Consider the following 18,727-nt stretch of genomic DNA (forward strand, 5'->3'; position numbering starts at 1 on the left):
TTCTGTTTTTATCTCCTGATTGCACAGTTTGTTTGCGCTGGCCCATTTTGCGGGTTAAGCAAAGGCACATTTTTCATTGCAGCCTGGGAGACCTGCCTTGTCCATACGTAAAATACTGGTCGCCAATCGTTCAGAGATTGCCATCCGCGTGTTCCGTGCAGCCAACGAGCTTGGCATAAAAACGGTTGCGATATGGGCTGAGGAAGACAAACTTTCGCTGCATCGTTTTAAAGCGGATGAGAGCTATCAGGTCGGTCGCGGACCGCATCTGGAGCGCGATCTTGGGCCAATCGAAAGCTATCTGTCGATTGATGAAGTGATCCGCGTAGCCAAGATTTCGGGCGCGGATGCCATTCATCCGGGCTATGGCTTGTTGTCGGAAAGCCCTGAGTTTGCCGATGCTTGTGCTGAAAACGGTATTATCTTCATTGGCCCGAAGCCTGAAACCATGCGTCGTCTTGGCAACAAGGTGGCCGCGCGCAATCTCGCGATCGAGATTGGCGTTCCGGTTGTACCTGCAACTGATCCGCTGCCAGACGATATAGCAGAAGTAAAGAAGCTTGCGGCCAAGATCGGTTATCCTTTGATGCTGAAAGCGTCATGGGGCGGTGGTGGTCGCGGTATGCGTGCGATCCGTGCCGAGGAAGATCTGGCGCGTGAAGTGACGGAAGCCAAGCGCGAAGCCAAGGCAGCGTTCGGCAAGGATGAAGTCTATCTCGAAAAGCTCGTCGAACGTGCGCGTCACGTCGAAGTGCAGATTTTGGGTGATACGCATGGCAATGCGGTTCATCTTTATGAGCGTGATTGTTCGATCCAGCGCCGTAATCAGAAAGTGGTGGAGCGTGCGCCTGCGCCTTATCTCAATGATGCGCAGCGTCAGGAACTGGCCGGACATGCGCTCAAGATTGCGCACGCAACCGATTACATCGGTGCTGGCACGGTCGAATTCCTGATGGATGCCGATACGGGCAAGTTCTACTTCATCGAAGTGAACCCGCGTATTCAGGTCGAGCATACCGTTACGGAAGAAGTGACGGGCATCGATATCGTCAAGGCGCAGATCCATATTCTGGAAGGTTTTGCGATTGGTACGCCAGAATCGGGTGTGCCTGAGCAGAAAGATATTCGTCTCAACGGTCATGCGCTGCAGTGCCGTATTACGACTGAAGACCCTGAGCACAACTTCATTCCTGACTATGGTCGCATTCAGGCCTATCGCTCGGCATCGGGTTTCGGCATTCGCCTTGACGGCGGCACGGCTTATTCGGGTGCGGTCATTACCCGCTATTATGATCCGCTGCTGGTGAAGGTGACAGCTTCTGGTTCGACACCGCTTGAAGCGATCCGCCGTATGGATCGCGCGCTGCGCGAGTTCCGCATTCGCGGCGTTGCCACGAACCTTACTTTCGTGGAAGCGATTATCAATCACCCAAGCTTCCTGGCGAATGACTATACAACGCGCTTTATCGACACGACGCCTGAACTTTTCACCCATATGAAGCGTCAGGATCGTGCGACCAAGCTTTTGACCTATGTGGCTGATGTGACCGTCAATGGTCACCCGGAAACCAAGGGTCGCGCCGAGCCGTCGAAAGATGCCGCAACGCCGGTATTGCCGTGGTTTGGTGATCGTCCGGTAGTGGATGGCACCAAGCAGTTGCTCGACAAGCTTGGGCCGAAAAAGTTTGCCGAATGGATGCGTAATGAAAAGCGCGTTCTCATGACCGACACGACGATGCGTGATGGCCATCAGTCTTTGCTAGCTACCCGCGTGCGTACCTATGACATTGCGCGTGTGGCAAATGCCTATGCACAAGCACTGCCGAACCTCTTCTCGCTTGAGTGCTGGGGTGGTGCGACCTTTGACGTGTCGATGCGCTTCTTGACGGAAGATCCGTGGGAGCGTCTGGCAATGGTGCGCGAAGGTGCGCCGAATATCTTGCTGCAAATGCTGCTGCGCGGCGCCAATGGCGTTGGCTACAAGTCTTACCCGGACAATGTGGTGAAGTACTTCGTGCGTGAAGCTGCACGTGGCGGCATGGATATCTTCCGCGTGTTCGACAGCCTCAACTGGGTTGAAAACATGCGCGTGTCGATGGATGCTATTCTGGAAGAGGATAAGCTCTGCGAAGCAGCCATCTGCTATACAGGCGATATTCTCAATCCGGACCGCGCCAAATACGACCTTAAATATTACGTCGATCTGGCCAAGCAGGTTGAAAAGGCCGGCGCGCATATCATTGCGCTGAAGGATATGGCGGGGTTGTTGAAGCCTGCGGCTGCACGTGTGCTTTTCAAGGCGCTGCGTGAAGAAACCGATCTGCCGATCCATTTCCACACCCATGATACGTCGGGTATTTCGGCGGCAACGGTGCTTGCAGCGGTTGATGCAGGTGTCGATGCCGTCGATGCGGCGATGGATGCCTTCTCCGGCAATACCTCACAGCCGTGCTTGGGATCAATTGTTGAAGCACTGCATGGAACGGAGCGTGATCCGGGTCTTGATACGGAAACGATCCGCCGCATTTCATTCTATTGGGAAGCAGTGCGCAATCAGTATGCGGCCTTTGAAAGTGATCTCAAGGGACCTGCTTCGGAAGTTTATCTTCATGAAATGCCGGGTGGTCAGTTCACCAACCTCAAAGAACAGGCGCGTTCGCTTGGCCTTGAAACCCGCTGGCATGAAGTGGCCCAAGCCTACGCCAATGTGAACCGCATGTTTGGCGATATCGTCAAGGTCACACCATCCTCCAAGGTGGTGGGAGACATGGCGCTGATGATGGTCTCTCAGGACTTGACCACGGCAGATGTCGAAAACCCGGACAAGGACATTGCTTTCCCGGATTCGGTTGTTTCGATGATGCGCGGTGATCTCGGTCAGCCGCCTTCGGGTTGGCCAAAGGCACTTCAGAAGAAGATCCTGAAAGACGAAAAGCCGTTCACTGTGCGCCCGGGCTCGCTGCTTCCGGCTGCTGATCTTGATGCAGAACGCAAGTCGGTTGAAGAGACTGTTGGCCGTGAAATCAGCGATCAGGAATTTGCTTCCGCGCTGATGTATCCAAAGGTCTTCACGGACTATGCTGCGGCACAGGAAAATTATGGCCCGACCAGTGTTCTGCCAACGCCTGTTTACTTCTATGGCCTGAAGCCAGAAGAAGAAGTCTTCGTTGATCTGGAGCGCGGCAAGACGCTTGTTATCGTCAATCAGGCGATGAGCGAGACGGATGAGAAGGGCATGGTGACCGTGTTCTTCGAGCTCAATGGTCAGCCGCGCCGCGTAAAGGTGCCAAACCGCGCCAAGGGTGCGTCAGGTGGCGTCAAGCGCAAGGCAGAACTGGGCAATGACAAACAGGTCGGCGCGCCGATGCCGGGTGTTGTGTCTACTGTTGCTGTCTCGCAAGGGCAGAGTGTGAAGGCAGGCGATGTGCTGCTTTCTATTGAAGCCATGAAGATGGAAACGGCTCTTCGTGCCGAACGCGATGGTGCAATTGCCGAAGTTCTGGTCCGCCCCGGTGAGCAGATTGATGCGAAGGATTTGCTCATCGTTTATAACGACTAAGCTCGCTTATTTTACTGATCGAACAACGCCGCGTCCTGCAAAGGGCGCGGCGTTTTGGTTTTGGTTTGCGTCATCACAAAAATCTGGTATGCACGTTTGTACCGATTCATGCGTGTTTATGCATGTTAATAGGAAGGCGATTATGACCGAGCTTTTATTGCATGAAAGACAGGCGCACATTCAGGCGCTGCTCGACCAGTCAGGGCGTGTGCTGGCGAGTGAGTTGGCTGAGTCTTTTGGCGTATCGGAAGACACGATCCGCCGCGATCTGCGCGAGATGGCGGCTGCAGGTCTTTGCAAGCGTGTTTATGGTGGTGCACTGAAGGCAGCACCTTCTTACGCGCCGCTTGTTGAGCGCGATGGCGAAAGGCCAGAGGCGAAAGCAGCGCTTGCTACGGCTTTGGCCGGATTGATCGAACCGGATACAACAGTGTTTCTGGATTCGTCGTCAGCCAACCTTGCCCTCGCCCGTTTGCTGGTGGATCGCGGCGATCCGCTGACTATTGTCACCAACACGCCGTCCATCGCTGCTATCCTTCTGCAATCAGAAAACATTGATGTGGTCATGATAGGCGGTCCTATCGATCGCCGCGTCAGTGCAGCTGTTGGCGCCCGTGCTCTGCGCGATGCAGAACTGGTGCGGCCTGATCTTTGCGTGCTGGGTGCCTGCGGTATCGCTGCAGAAATAGGTGTAACGGCGCTTCATCTTGAAGATGCAGAATTCAAGCGGGTGATTGCAGGTCGCAGCCGTAAAGTTGCCCTCGCTATCACGACAGAAAAGCTTGGTACGGTTGCTGCTCACGATGTCGTCTCACTTGATGATGTGAGTGTCATGGTTGTCGAAGACGATGTGGATGAAGATGTGCTTGCGCCTTATACGGCGTTAGGCCTGAACATAGTATGCGCGGCACAGGGCCGTAACTGAGGACCAAATGGAACAGACTGCCGGACGAAATGATGTGCTGAATGACCGTGCGCCTATCGTGACCAGAGAGCGTATCGCTGTGGCGCTGCTCTTTTTGATGAATGGCTATATCTTTGGCGGCTGGGCACCGAAAATTCCCGAATTTGCAGGGCGTCTCGGGCTCGATACCAGTGGTATGGGATTGATGATTCTCGTCTTCGGTGTTGGCTCTCTGTCGATGATGCCGGTGGCCGGTGCACTGTCTGCGCATCGCGGTTCGGGCGCGGTCGTCAAGCTATTTGCAATCGGACTTATCCCCGCTTTGCTGATTATTGCGCTTGTGCCGAATATCGTCACAGCTGTGATTGTCATGTTCTATTTTGGCGGCATGATCGGTGCGATGGATGTCGCAATGAACGCCAATGCAGTCGCCGTTGAGAAGAACATGCGCCGGGCCATCATGTCGTCCTGTCATGCATTCTGGAGTCTTGGTGGTCTGATTGGGGCAGCAACTGGTGGCTTTCTCATCGCGCATGTCGGCTCGACTATTCATGCGCTGATTGCGACCGTTGTGGCAGCAGGATTGCTGGTTTTTGCATGGCCTTCGATTGTCGCGGACAAGTTTCATCATCCAAGCGGCGAGAAGCAGAAGCTGGTGCTGCCGCGCAATGCGCTGCCATGGCTGGTCGGCATTATCGCATTGTTCTCGATGATCCCGGAGGGCGCGATACTTGACTGGGGTGCATATTATCTGCGCGATGAAATGGGTGCGTCAGTGACGGTCGCTGGTTTTGGCTTCGCAGCTTTCTCCATGACCATGGCGATCATGCGCTTTGCAGGCGATATCGTCCGCGACCGTTTCGGCGCGATCAACACGCTACGCTTCTGCACTTCGATTGCGATTGTCGGCATGGTGATCGTCGGACTGTCGAGCCATCCTTACGCGGTGATCTTTGGCTTTGCCATTTGCGGTATCGGCATTTCCAACATGGTGCCGATAGCCTTCTCGATTGGCGGCAATCTGCCGGGCATCAATCCAAGTGTTGGCCTGTCGATTGCCACCACCATGGGCTATTCCGGTATGCTGGTTGCGCCTTCGCTGATCGGCTTTGTCGCCAAGCATAGCGGTTTCAGTATTGTGTTTTTGGCACTGCCTGTTCTGTTGCTGGTCGTTCTCGCGTTTTCAGGACTGGCGAAGTATGCGGATAGTTCACACTAAAAGCATTTCCCACAAAAGTGCGAAGCGGTTTTACGCAGGATAATGCGATGGAAAAAATGCATCGAGCGGTTATCGCTCGACGTTATTCAGCGGTCCAGCCGCCCTCGACTGGCAGGGCGGCACCGTTGATCTGTGCTGCTGCGTCCGTTGCAAGGAAGGCTGCAAGCGCGCCGATCTGGGCGGTGGTCACAAATTCCTTCGTCGGCTGTTTATCCAGCATGACTTCGCGGATTACTGTTTCCCGATCCATGTTATGGGCTTTCATCTGATCCGGGATTTGCGCTTCGACAAGCGGGGTCAGCACATAGCCGGGGCAGATGGAATTGGCCGTGATTCTGTCAAGGGCAAGCTCAAGTGCCAGCGTTTTTGTGAAGCCGACAATACCGTGCTTTGCTGCCACATAGGCCGATTTGAATGGCGAGGCGACAAGTCCATGGGCCGATGCGATGTTGATGATCCGGCCCCAGCCAGCTTTCTTCATATGAGGAATTGCAGCCGCTGACGTGTGGAACGCCGAGGTCAGGTTGATCGCAATGATCCGGTCCCATTGCTCGGTCGGAAACTCTTCGACCGGTGCCACATGCTGGATGCCGGCATTGTTGACGAGGATATCGGCACTGCCCAAGGCTTCCACGCTCTTGTCAATCAGCGTTCGGCAGTCATCAGCTTTGGACATATCGGCGCTGACATAGATCACGCTTACGCCATGTTCTGCGGCGATTGTTTTTGCCAAATCGTGGTCTTCGCTGCGGTCCGTGAAGGAGTTGATCACAACATTGTGCCCGGAGCCCGCAAGCGCGTGGGCAATGCCAAGCCCGATGCCTGAATTGGAACCGGTGATAATCGCGGTTTTGCGGGCATTCGCATTTGGCATGTTTAAATTCCTCCCATTTGACGCGCAACTCTTCCGAAAACCGCTTTACACTTTTCGGGATGCACTTTGAATTCTTCGTATAATGAGGAGGCGACAAGGCGTCGGCAAGTGATTATATAACAACAAAGCGAGGCGGTCAGGCGTTGACAATTGCGCCTTGCTACGCCACCTGAAAGCAGGCCCGTACCAAGAGCAGTTCCCGATGCGTGAAATATGGTTTCCATCGGCAATTGCGGCAGGACAAAAGAACAGAGCACAATGTCTTCCGAGACCGTCAGCTATTTTTCGCATCCATTTCCCCGTCGCCAATCCGTTGGCGTGAGCGTTGGCGGAGTTATCGTTGGCGGCAGCGAACCGGTTGTTGTCCAGTCGATGACCAATACCGATACGGCTGATATCGATGGCACAGTAGCGCAGGTTGCAGCCTTGCATCGCGCGGGTTCCGAGATTGTGCGCATCACGGTGGATCGTGATGAATCCGCTGCTGCCGTTCCAAAAATTCGTGAACGTCTTGAACGCCTCGGTATGAATGTGCCGCTGGTCGGAGACTTCCATTATATCGGCCACAAGCTACTCGCCGATCATCCGGCCTGTGCGGAAGCGCTCGCAAAATATCGCATCAATCCGGGCAATGTCGGCTTCAAGGACAAGAAGGACAAGCAGTTCGCCGATATCGTCGAAATGGCAATCCGCTACGACAAGCCTGTCCGTATCGGCGTTAACTGGGGTTCGCTTGATCAGGAATTGCTGACCACGCTGATGGATCGTAATCAGGCTGAGGGTGCGCCTTTGAGCGCGCAGGAAGTCATGCGTGAAGCCATTGTTCAGTCGGCACTGATTTCGGCAAATCTTGCAGAAGAAATCGGTCTTAGCCGCGACAAGATCATCCTGTCGGCCAAGGTCAGTCAGGTGCAGGATCTGATCGCCGTTTACACAATGCTTGCACAGCGCTCCGATCACGCGCTGCATCTGGGCCTCACCGAAGCGGGCATGGGTACCAAGGGCGTTGTCGCTTCGTCGGCTGCCATGGGTATTCTGCTTCAGCAGGGCATTGGCGATACGATCCGTATCTCGCTGACGCCAGAGCCGGGCGGTGACCGCACGCGTGAAGTGCAGGTGGCACAGGAACTGCTGCAGACCATGGGTTTCCGTCAGTTTATTCCGATTGTTGCAGCATGCCCCGGTTGTGGGCGCACAACCTCAACCGTGTTTCAGGAACTGGCGCAGAATATTCAGGACGATATTCGTCGCAGTATGCCTGTCTGGCGCGAGAAATATCCGGGTGTGGAATCGCTTTCGGTCGCCGTCATGGGCTGCATCGTCAACGGTCCGGGCGAATCGAAACATGCTGATATTGGCATCTCGCTTCCCGGCACGGGCGAAACGCCGTCCGCACCGGTCTTTGTCGATGGCAAGAAGGTTACGACGTTGCGCGGACCTGAGATTGCCGCTGATTTCCAGAAGATGGTTGCCGAATATATCGAGAACCGCTTCGGGCTTGATCAGAAGATCGCCGCAGGCCAGAATTGATTTCAGTTTAAGACAGGGGATGTGACGGCTTCAGGCATTGATTTACGGGTTGCTGCCCAGAATATGAGCGTGAATAGGCTGATGCTTGCACCAAGCAGAGAAACGCCGTTCCAGCCTGCATAGGCATAGATCCAAGTTGAAATTGCCGAACCACTGGCGCTGCCGATGGAATAAAAAACCATATAGGCAGCAGTCAGTCGATTTTGCGCGTCTGGACGCACGCGATAGATCATTGCCTGATTGGTGACATGTACGGCCTGAAGCCCGAAATCAATTACCAGTACGCCTATAATCAGCCAGAGTAACGAATGCCCAAGCAGAGCAATCGGCAGCCATGAAACCAGCATGAGTGTAAGCGCTACGCCAGTCATACGTTGGCCGTGCCCGCGGTCGGCGGCGCTTCCTGCACGTGAAGCAGCAAGCGCGCCTGCAGCCCCTGCAAGGCCAAACAAGCCGATTTGCGCATGGCTCAGTTCGAATGGCGGCGCGCTCAGTGGCATGACAAGTGGTGCAAGCAGCGTGGTGATATCCGCAAAGATCAGCATCGCGATGATTGCACGAATGCGCAGTACTGGCTCTGCTCGGAAGAGCGTTATCAGCGAAAGGATAAGGGTTGGGTAGGAGACGCTCGCCGTCTGGCGATGCTGTTGCGGCAGGCTGCGCCAGAGAAGAAGCGAGATCAGCAAGGTCAGTGCTGCAGAACTGAGATAGACGCTGCGCCAGCCGCCAATGTCGGTAAGCGCTCCGGCTATGGCGCGCGCCAGCAGTATACCGAGCACGATGCCGCTTGTGACAATACCCACCACATGACCACGCCGTGCGGGATCTGCGAGACTTGCCGCATAGGCTACAAGCGCCTGAGTAACGACAGCCAGAAGGCCCGTCGCGGCCATTGCCAGGAGAAGTATGCCCGCACTTCCTGCGAAGCCAATGGCGAGCAGCGATAAAGCTGATAGCAGGAAATGAGCGATAATCAGCTTGCGTCGGTCGAAAAGATCGCCAAGAGGCACTAAAAAAATGAGGCCGATTGCATAGCCAATCTGGCTGGCGGCGACGATTAGGCCTGCGGTCGAACGCTTAAGCCCCATATCATCTGCCATCACATCAAGAAGCGGATGCGCGAAATAAACATTGGCCACTGCTAGGCCGCTGGCGATGGCGAATAGCAAAAGTGTCGCTTTAGAAAGCGCAGGGCGTGCGAGGTCATTCACAGCAGACGGTGCTGCTGCGTCAACGGAGGACGTCATGATTGGCTCCTATAAATGGTTTTAAAATGAAACCATTTTGCTTTTAGCTCGATTGGTTTTATATTGCAACCAAGTTGCAATGATGGAGTAAACATGGTTCGCAAGAAGAGCCTGAAAGGTGACTATTGCCCAAGTGCGCGCGCGCTTGATGTGATCGGGGATTGGTGGTCGCTGCTGATCGTACGTGAAGCATTTGACGGCGTAACGCGCTTCAGCGCTTTCCAGAAGAGCTTGGGTATAGCGCGCAACATACTCGCCGAGCGGCTACGTAAACTGACCGGTGAAGGGATTCTGGAATTAGTGCCCGATCCCAAAGGTGGCGCGCATCAGGAATACGGGCTAACAGCCAAGGGGCGTGATCTGTTGCCAGTTGTCGTCGCCTTGCGGCAATGGGGAGAGAACTATCTTTTCTCGCCTGATGAGCCGCATTCAAAGCTGGTCGATACGGCAAATGGTAAAGGTGTCGCGCAGCTGCAAGTTCGCGCACTTGATGGTCGCCCGCTCTCGGTCGATGACGTTGCCATCATCAAGGTGCGCGAAGAGGATTTATAAAACTTTGTTTTTGACGCGCATCTTGTCCGAAAACTGGTTCCCGCTTTTCGGGATGCGCTCTAGTTTCTTTTAACTAACGCATGTTCGCGACCGCTAAATGACGCCATTTGGGAGCGACATGCTTTAGCTCTGGCGTTCTGCGATGAAGCGGGCAGCCTGCTTGAGAATAGTCGCGTCGTCGGCAAAAGGCTCGAGTAGGCTCTCGGCCTGAGCGACAAGGCCGGATAGCTGCTTGCGGGTCCAGTCAATGCCATGAAGCGCCACGAGTGTGGCTTTGCCAGCGGCGGCGTCTTTGCCGGTTGCCTTGCCCATAGCAGCCGCATCTGCGGTCACGTCGAGAAGATCGTCGGCGAGTTGGAAAGCAAGGCCGATTGCCGAGCCGAATTCGGCCATACGCTCACGGTCCTCGCGTGATGCGCCTGCAATGATTGCGCCCGCTTCACAGGCAAAGCGGATCAGTGCTCCGGTTTTCATCGCCTGCAGGGTTATAATGCCTGCTTCATCTGGCTTGTTGTCTTCCGCCATCAGATCAAGCGCCTGACCGCCAGCCATGCCACCAACGCCGGATGCACGTGCGAGCGCCGATACAAGCTGGATGCGAATATCGGCAGGCAGATCGGTTTCGTCTGAAGCCACAATGTCGAACGCATAGGTCAGCAGGCTATCGCCCGCGAGTATGGCTGCAGCTTCATCATAAGCTTTGTGTACGGTTGGCTGGCCGCGCCGAATGTCGTCATCATCCATCGCCGGCAGATCGTCATGGACAAGCGAATAGCAGTGAATGCATTCAAGCGCCGATGCAACGCGCAGGACCGCATCGCCGTGTTTGCCGAACAGGGCCGCACTCTCGACGACGAGGAAAGGGCGCAGCCTTTTTCCGCCGTTCAGCACGCCGTGGCGCATGGCTGCAAGCAGTCGCTCCGGGCGAGCCACTTCTCCAGTGCGCAAACGAAGATCCAGAAGCCCGACCAGCATTGTCTCGACTTCGAGCGCACGCAGGTTCAGGGATTGAGCAAAATCGACAGACACGTTTTCCATGCAGAAGGGGATGGACGAAAGCGCTGAATTGGTCAACTGGGCACAACGATCAGCACAGGCTTTTTCATCAAGCGGTCATCAAACGGCAAGTTTGTAGCAAGGACTGGTTGAATTTGGTGTTTGAATACCGCCACCGGCTTATGGAATCGGGTTCATTATTGTTAAGGAATAGTTTATGTCGCTTGAAAGGGATTAACGGGCGGTGGAAGTGGCAAAAATCATTCTCAAGAGCAAAGATGGGCGCAATTACTTGGCTGATCCCGTTTGGGGTGGCAGAATTGCCCTTATGCTCAAGATTTTGGTGGCACTTGCTATTCTTCCGCTTTTTCTGATCCTGATCTATTCGGTTCCCTTTGTGCGCCCGATTTCGACTTTGATGGTCAAGGATTATGTCCTCTTACGGGATGTCGACCGGCAGTGGGTTAGCATAGAAGATGTGGCACCCGTTCTGGTGAATTCAGTCATGATGGCAGAGGACGGACAGTTCTGCAGCCATGGTGGCGTGGACTGGCATCAGCTCAGTCTGGTGCTTGATAACTCGGGCGAGGGTGGCCCGAGCCGTGGGGCCTCTACCATCACCATGCAGACGGTGAAGAACCTGTTTCTCTGGAACGGGCGTTCCTATGTGCGTAAAGGGCTTGAATTTCCTCTGGCAATTGCTGCCGATGCGGTGCTTTCGAAACGGCGTATCATGGAGATTTATTTGAATATCGCCGAATGGGGGCCGGGTATCTATGGAATCGAGGCTGCAGCTCAACATTATTTCAAGCGCCCCGCATCTCGCCTCACACCTCAGCAAGCAGCACTGCTTGCCGTAACGCTTCCCAATCCTGCTCTTCGCAATCCGTCTAAACCCACCCGAAACATGCAGCGCATCTCGCGCATTGTTGCCGGTCGCGCTTCACGAGCTGGTCCTTATGTGACGTGTGTGCGATAAACGCCTGGACCGGAAAAAAGATAAGACTCCGACTGGTCAAATGCCGCAAGAGCGTGTATAGGCACGTGACTTTCCGGAATTTTGTCCGATGTGACAGGCTCCTCGGGGCCGTGCCGGACGTTTGTTTATCGATCAGTGGAGCTGGATCCATGGCAGTACCAAAACGCAAAACGTCTCCGTCGAAGCGCGGCATGCGCCGTTCGGCAGACGCTCTCAAGGCCCCGACTTACGTCGAGGACAAGAACTCGGGCGAACTTCGTCGTCCGCATCATATCGATCTTAAGAGCGGTATGTATCGCGGCCGTCAGGTCCTCGAAGCTAAGGAATAAAGTCTGAAGCTGCATTGCAGCTGAAAGATGGATTTCAAAAACGCCGTTTCCGGTTTCCGGAAGCGGCGTTTTCTTTTTGAGAGTTTTGAATTACGAGGCCACTACAGCATAATTCCTTCAACTTGAATCAGTTTAACGTAAAATTATGCTGTCAATATAGAGTGTTAGAGCGCCGTGCGCCCAAGAGGGCGCACGGCGCTCTAGTGTACGTCACCTCGAGATGACAAACTCAGCCAGCGTCGGCGTTGAACCCGGTGGCTTCGATGCCTGCAATCGCTGCGAGTTCATCATTGTCCGACGTATCACCTGAAATGCCGACGGCGCCGATGATTTCGTTTGATTCATCTTTAATCACGACGCCGCCCGGAACAGGAACGATTTTCCCACCAGATACGCCTGAGAGACCTTCCAGAAAATGCGGACGATCCTTGGCCTGATTGTGGAGCCAGCGTGAGCCGGTGCCAACAGCCAAAGCGCCAAATGCTTTACCAGAGGCGATCTCAAAGCGAAGAATTGAAGTTCCATCCTGTCGCTGAAAGGCCTTGAGATGGCCACCAGCGTCGAAGACTGAAACAACAATTGGCTTCAGTTGCAGTTCTGTGGCCTTGGCAAAAGCGCCGGCAATGATCGCGTTCGCTTTTTCCAGCGTTAGTTGGGACATGGTTTTCTCCTTTGTTTGCATGGTGCTAATCTAACGGTTGTTGAGCAATGCGCATGGTCAAAAATGCATGCCTATCGAAGAAACTGATTATCATTTTGAGCGAAGGTGTCTTCTCGCAACCCTTGCGTCAGTTCTTGCAAAAGGGTTCATTTTGGGTTTTCTCTGTCAGTGATTTTTCAAGGAGGAAAGAATGACAGCCACAAATAATCCGAAGGCCATCGTTATTGCCAGCGCTGCCCGTACAGCGGTGGGGGCTTTCAACGGTGCCTTTGCCAACGTGCCAGCGCATGAGCTGGGTGCTGCTGTTATCGCGGCAGCTCTTGAACGCGCAGGCGTTGATGCGGTCGATGTGGACGAGGTCATTCTTGGTCAGGTGTTAACGGCTGGTGAGGGGCAGAACCCGGCCCGTCAGGCGGCAATGGCTGCTGGTTGCCCGCAAGAAACGACGGCTTTCTCGATCAACCAACTCTGCGGTTCCGGTTTGCGCTCTGTGGCGCTTGGTATGCAGCAAATTCTGTCAGGCGACGCAAAAATCATCGTGGCGGGTGGACAGGAGTCCATGTCAATGGCGCCACACTGCGCACATCTGCGCGGTGGCGTGAAAATGGGCGATTTCAAAATGGTCGACACCATGATGAAAGACGGCTTGGTCGACGCCTTTCACGGTTATCCCATGGGGATTACAGCGGAGAATATTGCCAAACAGTGGCAGTTGAGCCGCGAGGAACAGGATGTGTTTGCGCTTGCCTCCCAACATAACGCCGAGGCCGCACAGAAGGCCGGCCGCTTCGATGATGAAATCGTTCCTTTTACTGTGAAGAACCGCAAGGGCGAGACGATCGTTTCCGCCGACGAATATATCCGTGCTGGCACGACCATTGAAGCACTTGCCAAGCTGAAGCCTGCTTTCGACAAGGAAGGCACGGTCACAGCGGGCAATGCCTCCGGCATAAATGACGGTGCTGCTGCCGTGGTTCTGATGGATGTGGACGAAGCTGTAAAACGCGGTGTCGAACCGCTTGCGCATGTTGTTTCCTGGGCGACTGCGGGTGTCGATCCATCAATCATGGGGACGGGCCCAATTCCTGCGACAAGGAAAGCGCTCGAAAAGGCAGGCTGGACTGTTTCTGATCTGGAGCTGGTTGAAGCCAATGAGGCTTTTGCAGCGCAATCCTGCGCTGTCGTGCGCGATCTCGGTCTTGATCCAGCAATTGTCAACGTCAATGGCGGCGCTATCGCTATTGGCCATCCGATTGGCGCCTCGGGTGCGCGTGTGCTGACAACGCTTCTCTATGAAATGAAACGGCGCAATGTGAAGCGCGGTCTGGCAACGCTATGCATCGGCGGCGGCATGGGTGTCGCCCTGTGTGTCGAGCGGTAATAAATGGGTAAAAGTTAACGCCGACATCGTTTGTATCAAAAATGGAGCGGCAAAGCTGGGCTGCTCTATGGGATTTACGCCCGGTCGCTACCATATATGGTGAGAACAAAAGAGGAAAACCTGCAGATCAGCGATTCGTCGCCGATTCGTTCCGGCTTTGGCCTGAAGGTTAATGAAAATGGGTTCTCATGGGATGTGGGCGTTAACTAACTGTCAGGAAAGATTGATACTTTATAAACGATTGGGTTTCGCGCTTCTCTTGTACGAAAGCGTCAAAAGCAAAGGTTAACGTGCCCATTGTTTTGTTCTTGCTTAAGCTCGAACCTTAACGCGAGTGATTCATCATATGGTGGGTCCGGGTTTCTTCACCACCATATGTGGCCGTGAACAAAAGGCGAAGAGCGCAGAAACAGCGATTCGTCGCCGATTCGTTCTGGAGTCGTTCTAGTTCTTAAGAGAGGCATTTGTTAAGATATGGAAACGCATATAATCAATGTCCCAATCTGTGTTCTCACTCCTATGGCCATTTGAAAGCCGTTTTGTTCTTTTCAGGGTGCGTTTGAGAACAGTTCCAGTTAAAACAGCGAAGGTTTTGCAGGGCGATAAAGGCCCTAAAACACTGAATGAAACTTAACAGGAGCGCTTTAAGCTCAAGTCATATAGTGCTATCGCATGGCATTTGTTCCGGGAATTCTATTATTGGCATGAACCATCTCCCTGCCCACGATCTGCCGCTAAGCTTGAGCGGCCGCGGTGTTACTGCGGTGCTGGGGCCAACAAATACCGGCAAGACACATCTCGCTATTGAGCGGATGTTGTCGCATGGCAGTGGCATGATAGGCCTTCCGCTGCGCTTGCTTGCGCGCGAGGTTTACAATCGTGTTGTCGAGAAGGTCGGAGCTGCTAATGTCTCGCTGATAACAGGCGAGGAAAAAATCACACCTCCCGGTTCGCGTTATTCAGTTTGCACCGTTGAAGCCATGCCACGTCGGACAGATATGCCTTTTGTGGCTATCGATGAAGTGCAGCTCGCGGGTGATCTGGAACGTGGTCACATCTTTACCGACCGTATTCTGCATCTGCGTGGGCGACAGGAAACCTTGTTGCTTGGTGCAGGCACCATGCGCGGCATTCTTGAAAAGCTTTTGCGCGGCATCACCGTGGTGACACGTCCGCGTCTGTCTCATCTTTCCTATGCGGGCGCCAAGAAAATCATTCGTCTGCCGAATCGCTCAGCTATCGTGGCGTTCTCAGCCGACGAAGTTTATGCGATTGCAGAACTGATCCGACGTCAGCGTGGTGGTGCTGCCGTGGTGATGGGTGCGCTCAGTCCACGCACCCGCAATGCGCAGGTTGAGCTTTATCAGTCGGGCGATGTCGATTTTCTGGTTGCGACCGATGCGATCGGCATGGGACTTAACCTTGATGTTGATCATGTGGCATTTGCACAGAACCGCAAGTTTGATGGCTACCAGTTCCGCGATCTGACACCCGCCGAGGTTGGTCAGGTCGCAGGTCGCGCTGGGCGTCATTTGCGTGACGGTACTTTTGGCGTGACAGGGCAGGTGCAGCCGCTTGACGATGAGCTTGTGGAGCGGGTCGAAGCGCATGCGTTTGATCCGGTGAAAGTGCTGCAGTGGCGGACGGGGAGGTTCGACTTTTCGTCGCTCAGTGATTTGCGTTATTCTCTGGAAACACCGACGCCCATCGAAGGGCTCACCAAAGCATTGCCTGCGGTTGATCAACAAGCGCTTGAAAATTTGTCGAAAGACGAAGACATTGTGCGGCTTGCAACGACGCCTGCGCGGATCGAACTTTTGTGGGATACCTGTGCGCTCCCCGATTATCGTAAGATCGCGCCGGCTCAACATGCCGATATCATTGCAACCATTTATCAGGATCTGGTCCGCCGAGGGAGCGTTGATGAAGATTATATGAGCGAACAGGTGCGCCGCGCAGACAGTACAGAGGGGGAAATTGACACTCTGTCGCATCGCGTGGCGCAAATCCGTACCTGGACTTTTGTGTCGCACAGGCCGGGATGGCTTGCCGATCCGACACACTGGCAGGAAAAGACGCGCGAAATTGAGGACAGACTGTCCGATGCGCTGCATGAAAGGTTGACGAAACGCTTTGTAGACCGCAGGACAAGCGTGCTTATGAGGCGCCTGAGAGAGAATGCCATGCTAGAAGCAGAAATCAGCCCGGCCGGTGACGTAATTGTCGAGGGCCACAATGTTGGGCAACTAGAAGGATTCCGGTTCACTGCCGACGTTCAGGCTGAAGGGCCGGACGCGAAGGCTGTGAAGACGGCTGCACAAAAGGCGCTTGCCGCCGAGTTCGAACGTCGTGCGGAGCGGTTTGCTGCGGCACCCAATGGCGATTTTGCGCTTGGGTCGGATGGCGTGATGCGCTGGGTTGGTGCAACCGTAGCAACGCTCGTCGCTGGCGACGATGTGTTGAAGCCGCGCGCAATCATTCTGGCCGACGAACAACTCACCGGATCAGCACGCGACAAGGTTGCTGCCCGTATTGAACGTTTTGTCGTGCACCATATCGAAACCGTATTGAAGCCACTGACTGATCTCAGTGCTGCTGACGCTTTGACCGGTATGACACGCGGCCTGGCTTTCCAGATCGTCGAAGGTCTTGGTATTCTTCAGCGCCGCGAAGTGACTGAGGAAGTACGGGGTCTGGATCAGGATTCGCGAGCAGCACTTCGACGTCTCGGCGTACGTTTTGGTGCCTACCACGTTTTCATGCCAATGCTGCTGAAGCCCGCTCCGGCTGGCCTTATCACACTGCTCTGGGCTCTGAAGAATGATGGTCGTGAACGCGCTGGTTATGGCGATGTGGTCAATGTACTGGCCGCCGGTCGTACATCGGTCGTCGTTGATCCGGCTTTTGATCCGATGTTCTATCGTCTGGCCGGTTATCGCGTGCTTGGTCGTCGTGCCGTGCGTATCGATATTCTGGAGCGTCTTGCTGACCTCATTCGTCCGGCACTTGCCTGGCGTCCGGGTTCGGGTACGCGTCCGGAAGGTGCCTATGACGGTGGCCGTTTCATCGTGACCCCTGCCATGATGTCCATTCTGGGCGCGACCGGCGAGGACATGGAAGAAATCCTCAAGAGCCTGGGCTATCGTCATGAAGCCATGGATGCAGCCGATGTAACGGCAAAGCTTGCCGAGCTCGATGCATTCGCTGCCGAAGCCACTGTCAAGGACACGGTCTTCAAGGCTGCCATACCTGTTGCAGTTTCAGTTGCAAGTGAAGGCGAAAAGCCTGCCGTCCCGGCAGCTGAGCCTGTGCCTGCACCAGTGGAAGCCGCTGTTGCTGAGACTGTTGCAGAAGCCAAGCCTGTTGCAGAAACAACTGAATCTCCGGCTGAAGAGCCGAAGCCTGTTCTTCTGTGGCGTCAGGGCCGCTTTGAAGGTCGCAACCGCAATCAGGATCAAAACCGTCAGCGCCACAATCGCCCACAGCATGGTGGTCAAGGTGCCGAGGCTCGCAAGTCCGAAAGTGGTTCAGAAGGCGGCGAAACGCAGAACACGCGTGACAATCGTGGCGGCAAGCGGTTTGACAAGAACCGTCGCAATCATGATGGTGCCGGTCAGAATCAAGGACAGAATCAGGGCCAAAACCAGAGTCAGGGCAAGCGCGAAGGCTTTAAGGGCAAGCCGCGTGATGGCGATCGTAACCGTCAGCCAAAGCGCGACAATGCAGGCCAGCAGGGCAATAAGCGTTTCGAGCAGGAACGTCCTGTAAGAGTCGATCCCGATTCGCCTTTTGCAAAGCTTCTTGCTCTTAAGGAGCAACTGAAGAAGTAAGATGGCGACCGAAGCGATTGCAAAGCAGCGTATCGACAAGTGGCTGTTCTTTGCGCGCGTGGTCAAATCAAGATCGCTGGCGGCGAAACTCGCCGTCGGCGGCAAAGTTCGTGTTAATCGCGACAAGATCGAGCAGGCCTCGCATCAGGTGAAAGTCGGTGATGTTTTAACCATCACCCTTGAGCGGCGCATTGTGGTCTACAAGATATTGTCCGGCGGAGAGCGGCGTGGTCCAGCTCCAGAAGCGCAGCTTCTTTACGAAGATCTGACGCCACAGCCCACTCAACAATCTGAAACCGATGAAGCTATGCAGCCCCGACGCGAAAGCGGTACAGGCCGTCCGACCAAGAAAGAACGGCGCGACACAGACCGGTTGCGCGGTGGTTGATGCGGACGCGTTGCCGCAGTATTACGCGGCAGCGTGATGAAAATTGCGCATTAAAGCGTTAAATTAAAAGCTCTTTCCGTGATTGATGCCATAAATGGAACGTCGTTTCAGATGTTCGTGACATATTGATATTGCGGCGTTTCGGCCCTTGTCATAGGACAATAAAGTCGCTACCTCACCGTTGGCGATTGCAAAGGCATGAGCTGGCAAGCAAGCCACACGCCGTACACCATATGCGTGACACATATGTCGTGACCGGAGCGAACCATTCAGATGTC

The 18,727-nt window shown here is 54.5% G+C and carries 14 protein-coding genes; 10 read left to right on the forward strand and 4 right to left on the reverse strand.

From position 1 onward, the window contains the following. The first annotated feature begins 97 nt into the window (after positions 1-97). The 3 genes from pyc (at position 98) to QBD00_RS17575 (ending at position 5,682) form a co-directional block, all read left to right on the forward strand. On the forward strand, positions 98-3,559 hold the full coding sequence (gene pyc / locus QBD00_RS17565) for a pyruvate carboxylase (protein WP_095447383.1): 3,462 nt from the start codon (positions 98-100) through the stop codon (positions 3,557-3,559). A 118-nt stretch (positions 3,560-3,677) separates the two neighbouring features. Beyond that, entirely contained in the window at positions 3,678-4,484 is an 807-nt protein-coding gene (locus tag QBD00_RS17570; protein ID WP_191793439.1) for a DeoR/GlpR family DNA-binding transcription regulator, read from the forward strand. Positions 4,485-4,491: 7 nt separating this feature from the next. Then, entirely contained in the window at positions 4,492-5,682 is a 1,191-nt protein-coding gene (locus QBD00_RS17575; protein WP_318580126.1) for an MFS transporter, read from the forward strand. An 82-nt stretch (positions 5,683-5,764) separates the two neighbouring features. On the opposite strand, the gene QBD00_RS17580 is transcribed toward QBD00_RS17575, so the two are convergent. Next, a complete protein-coding gene (locus tag QBD00_RS17580) occupies positions 5,765-6,556 on the reverse strand; it encodes a 3-hydroxybutyrate dehydrogenase (RefSeq protein ID WP_318580127.1) in 792 nt (263 codons plus the stop codon). 258 nt (positions 6,557-6,814) lie between these two features. Between QBD00_RS17580 and ispG the strand changes: the two genes are divergently transcribed. Further along, entirely contained in the window at positions 6,815-8,086 is a 1,272-nt protein-coding gene (ispG, locus tag QBD00_RS17585) for a flavodoxin-dependent (E)-4-hydroxy-3-methylbut-2-enyl-diphosphate synthase (RefSeq protein ID WP_318580128.1), read from the forward strand. 2 nt (positions 8,087-8,088) lie between these two features. On the opposite strand, the gene QBD00_RS17590 is transcribed toward ispG, so the two are convergent. Next, the gene (locus tag QBD00_RS17590; protein ID WP_318580129.1) at positions 8,089-9,333 is read right to left on the reverse strand and encodes an MFS transporter; all 1,245 of its coding nucleotides are present in this window, start codon (positions 9,331-9,333) and stop codon (positions 8,089-8,091) included. A gap of 93 nt (positions 9,334-9,426) precedes the next feature. On the opposite strand from QBD00_RS17590, the gene QBD00_RS17595 reads away from it, so the two are divergent. Continuing rightward, positions 9,427-9,885: a helix-turn-helix domain-containing protein gene (locus QBD00_RS17595; RefSeq protein ID WP_318580130.1), complete on the forward strand. Its 459-nt coding sequence runs from the start codon at positions 9,427-9,429 to the stop codon at positions 9,883-9,885. A gap of 123 nt (positions 9,886-10,008) precedes the next feature. On the opposite strand, the gene QBD00_RS17600 is transcribed toward QBD00_RS17595, so the two are convergent. Beyond that, a complete protein-coding gene (locus QBD00_RS17600; protein WP_095447977.1) occupies positions 10,009-10,923 on the reverse strand; it encodes a polyprenyl synthetase family protein in 915 nt (304 codons plus the stop codon). A gap of 208 nt (positions 10,924-11,131) precedes the next feature. Here QBD00_RS17600 and mtgA point away from each other — a divergent pair, with 208 nt between their 5' ends. Beyond that, positions 11,132-11,860: a monofunctional biosynthetic peptidoglycan transglycosylase gene (gene mtgA, locus QBD00_RS17605; protein ID WP_318580131.1), complete on the forward strand. Its 729-nt coding sequence runs from the start codon at positions 11,132-11,134 to the stop codon at positions 11,858-11,860. 149 nt (positions 11,861-12,009) lie between these two features. Beyond that, the gene (gene rpmF, locus QBD00_RS17610; RefSeq protein ID WP_006467787.1) at positions 12,010-12,189 is read left to right on the forward strand and encodes a 50S ribosomal protein L32; all 180 of its coding nucleotides are present in this window, start codon (positions 12,010-12,012) and stop codon (positions 12,187-12,189) included. Positions 12,190-12,418: 229 nt separating this feature from the next. On the opposite strand, the gene QBD00_RS17615 is transcribed toward rpmF, so the two are convergent. Then, positions 12,419-12,850, reverse strand: coding sequence for a GlcG/HbpS family heme-binding protein (locus QBD00_RS17615; RefSeq protein WP_095447377.1), 432 nt, complete (start codon positions 12,848-12,850; stop codon positions 12,419-12,421). A gap of 190 nt (positions 12,851-13,040) precedes the next feature. Between QBD00_RS17615 and QBD00_RS17620 the strand changes: the two genes are divergently transcribed. The 3 genes from QBD00_RS17620 (at position 13,041) to QBD00_RS17630 (ending at position 18,449) form a co-directional block, all read left to right on the forward strand. Further along, the gene (locus QBD00_RS17620; RefSeq protein ID WP_318580132.1) at positions 13,041-14,231 is read left to right on the forward strand and encodes an acetyl-CoA C-acetyltransferase; all 1,191 of its coding nucleotides are present in this window, start codon (positions 13,041-13,043) and stop codon (positions 14,229-14,231) included. 704 nt (positions 14,232-14,935) lie between these two features. Then, positions 14,936-18,061, forward strand: a complete 3,126-nt coding sequence (locus QBD00_RS17625; RefSeq protein WP_318580133.1) for a helicase-related protein — start codon at positions 14,936-14,938, stop codon at positions 18,059-18,061. A 1-nt stretch (position 18,062) separates the two neighbouring features. After that, a complete protein-coding gene (locus QBD00_RS17630; RefSeq protein ID WP_318580134.1) occupies positions 18,063-18,449 on the forward strand; it encodes an RNA-binding S4 domain-containing protein in 387 nt (128 codons plus the stop codon). Positions 18,450-18,727 lie beyond the last annotated feature (278 nt).

Origin of the sequence: Ochrobactrum sp. AN78 (assembly GCF_029909885.1) — a bacterium.
Lineage (GTDB): Bacteria > Pseudomonadota > Alphaproteobacteria > Rhizobiales > Rhizobiaceae > Brucella > Brucella quorumnocens.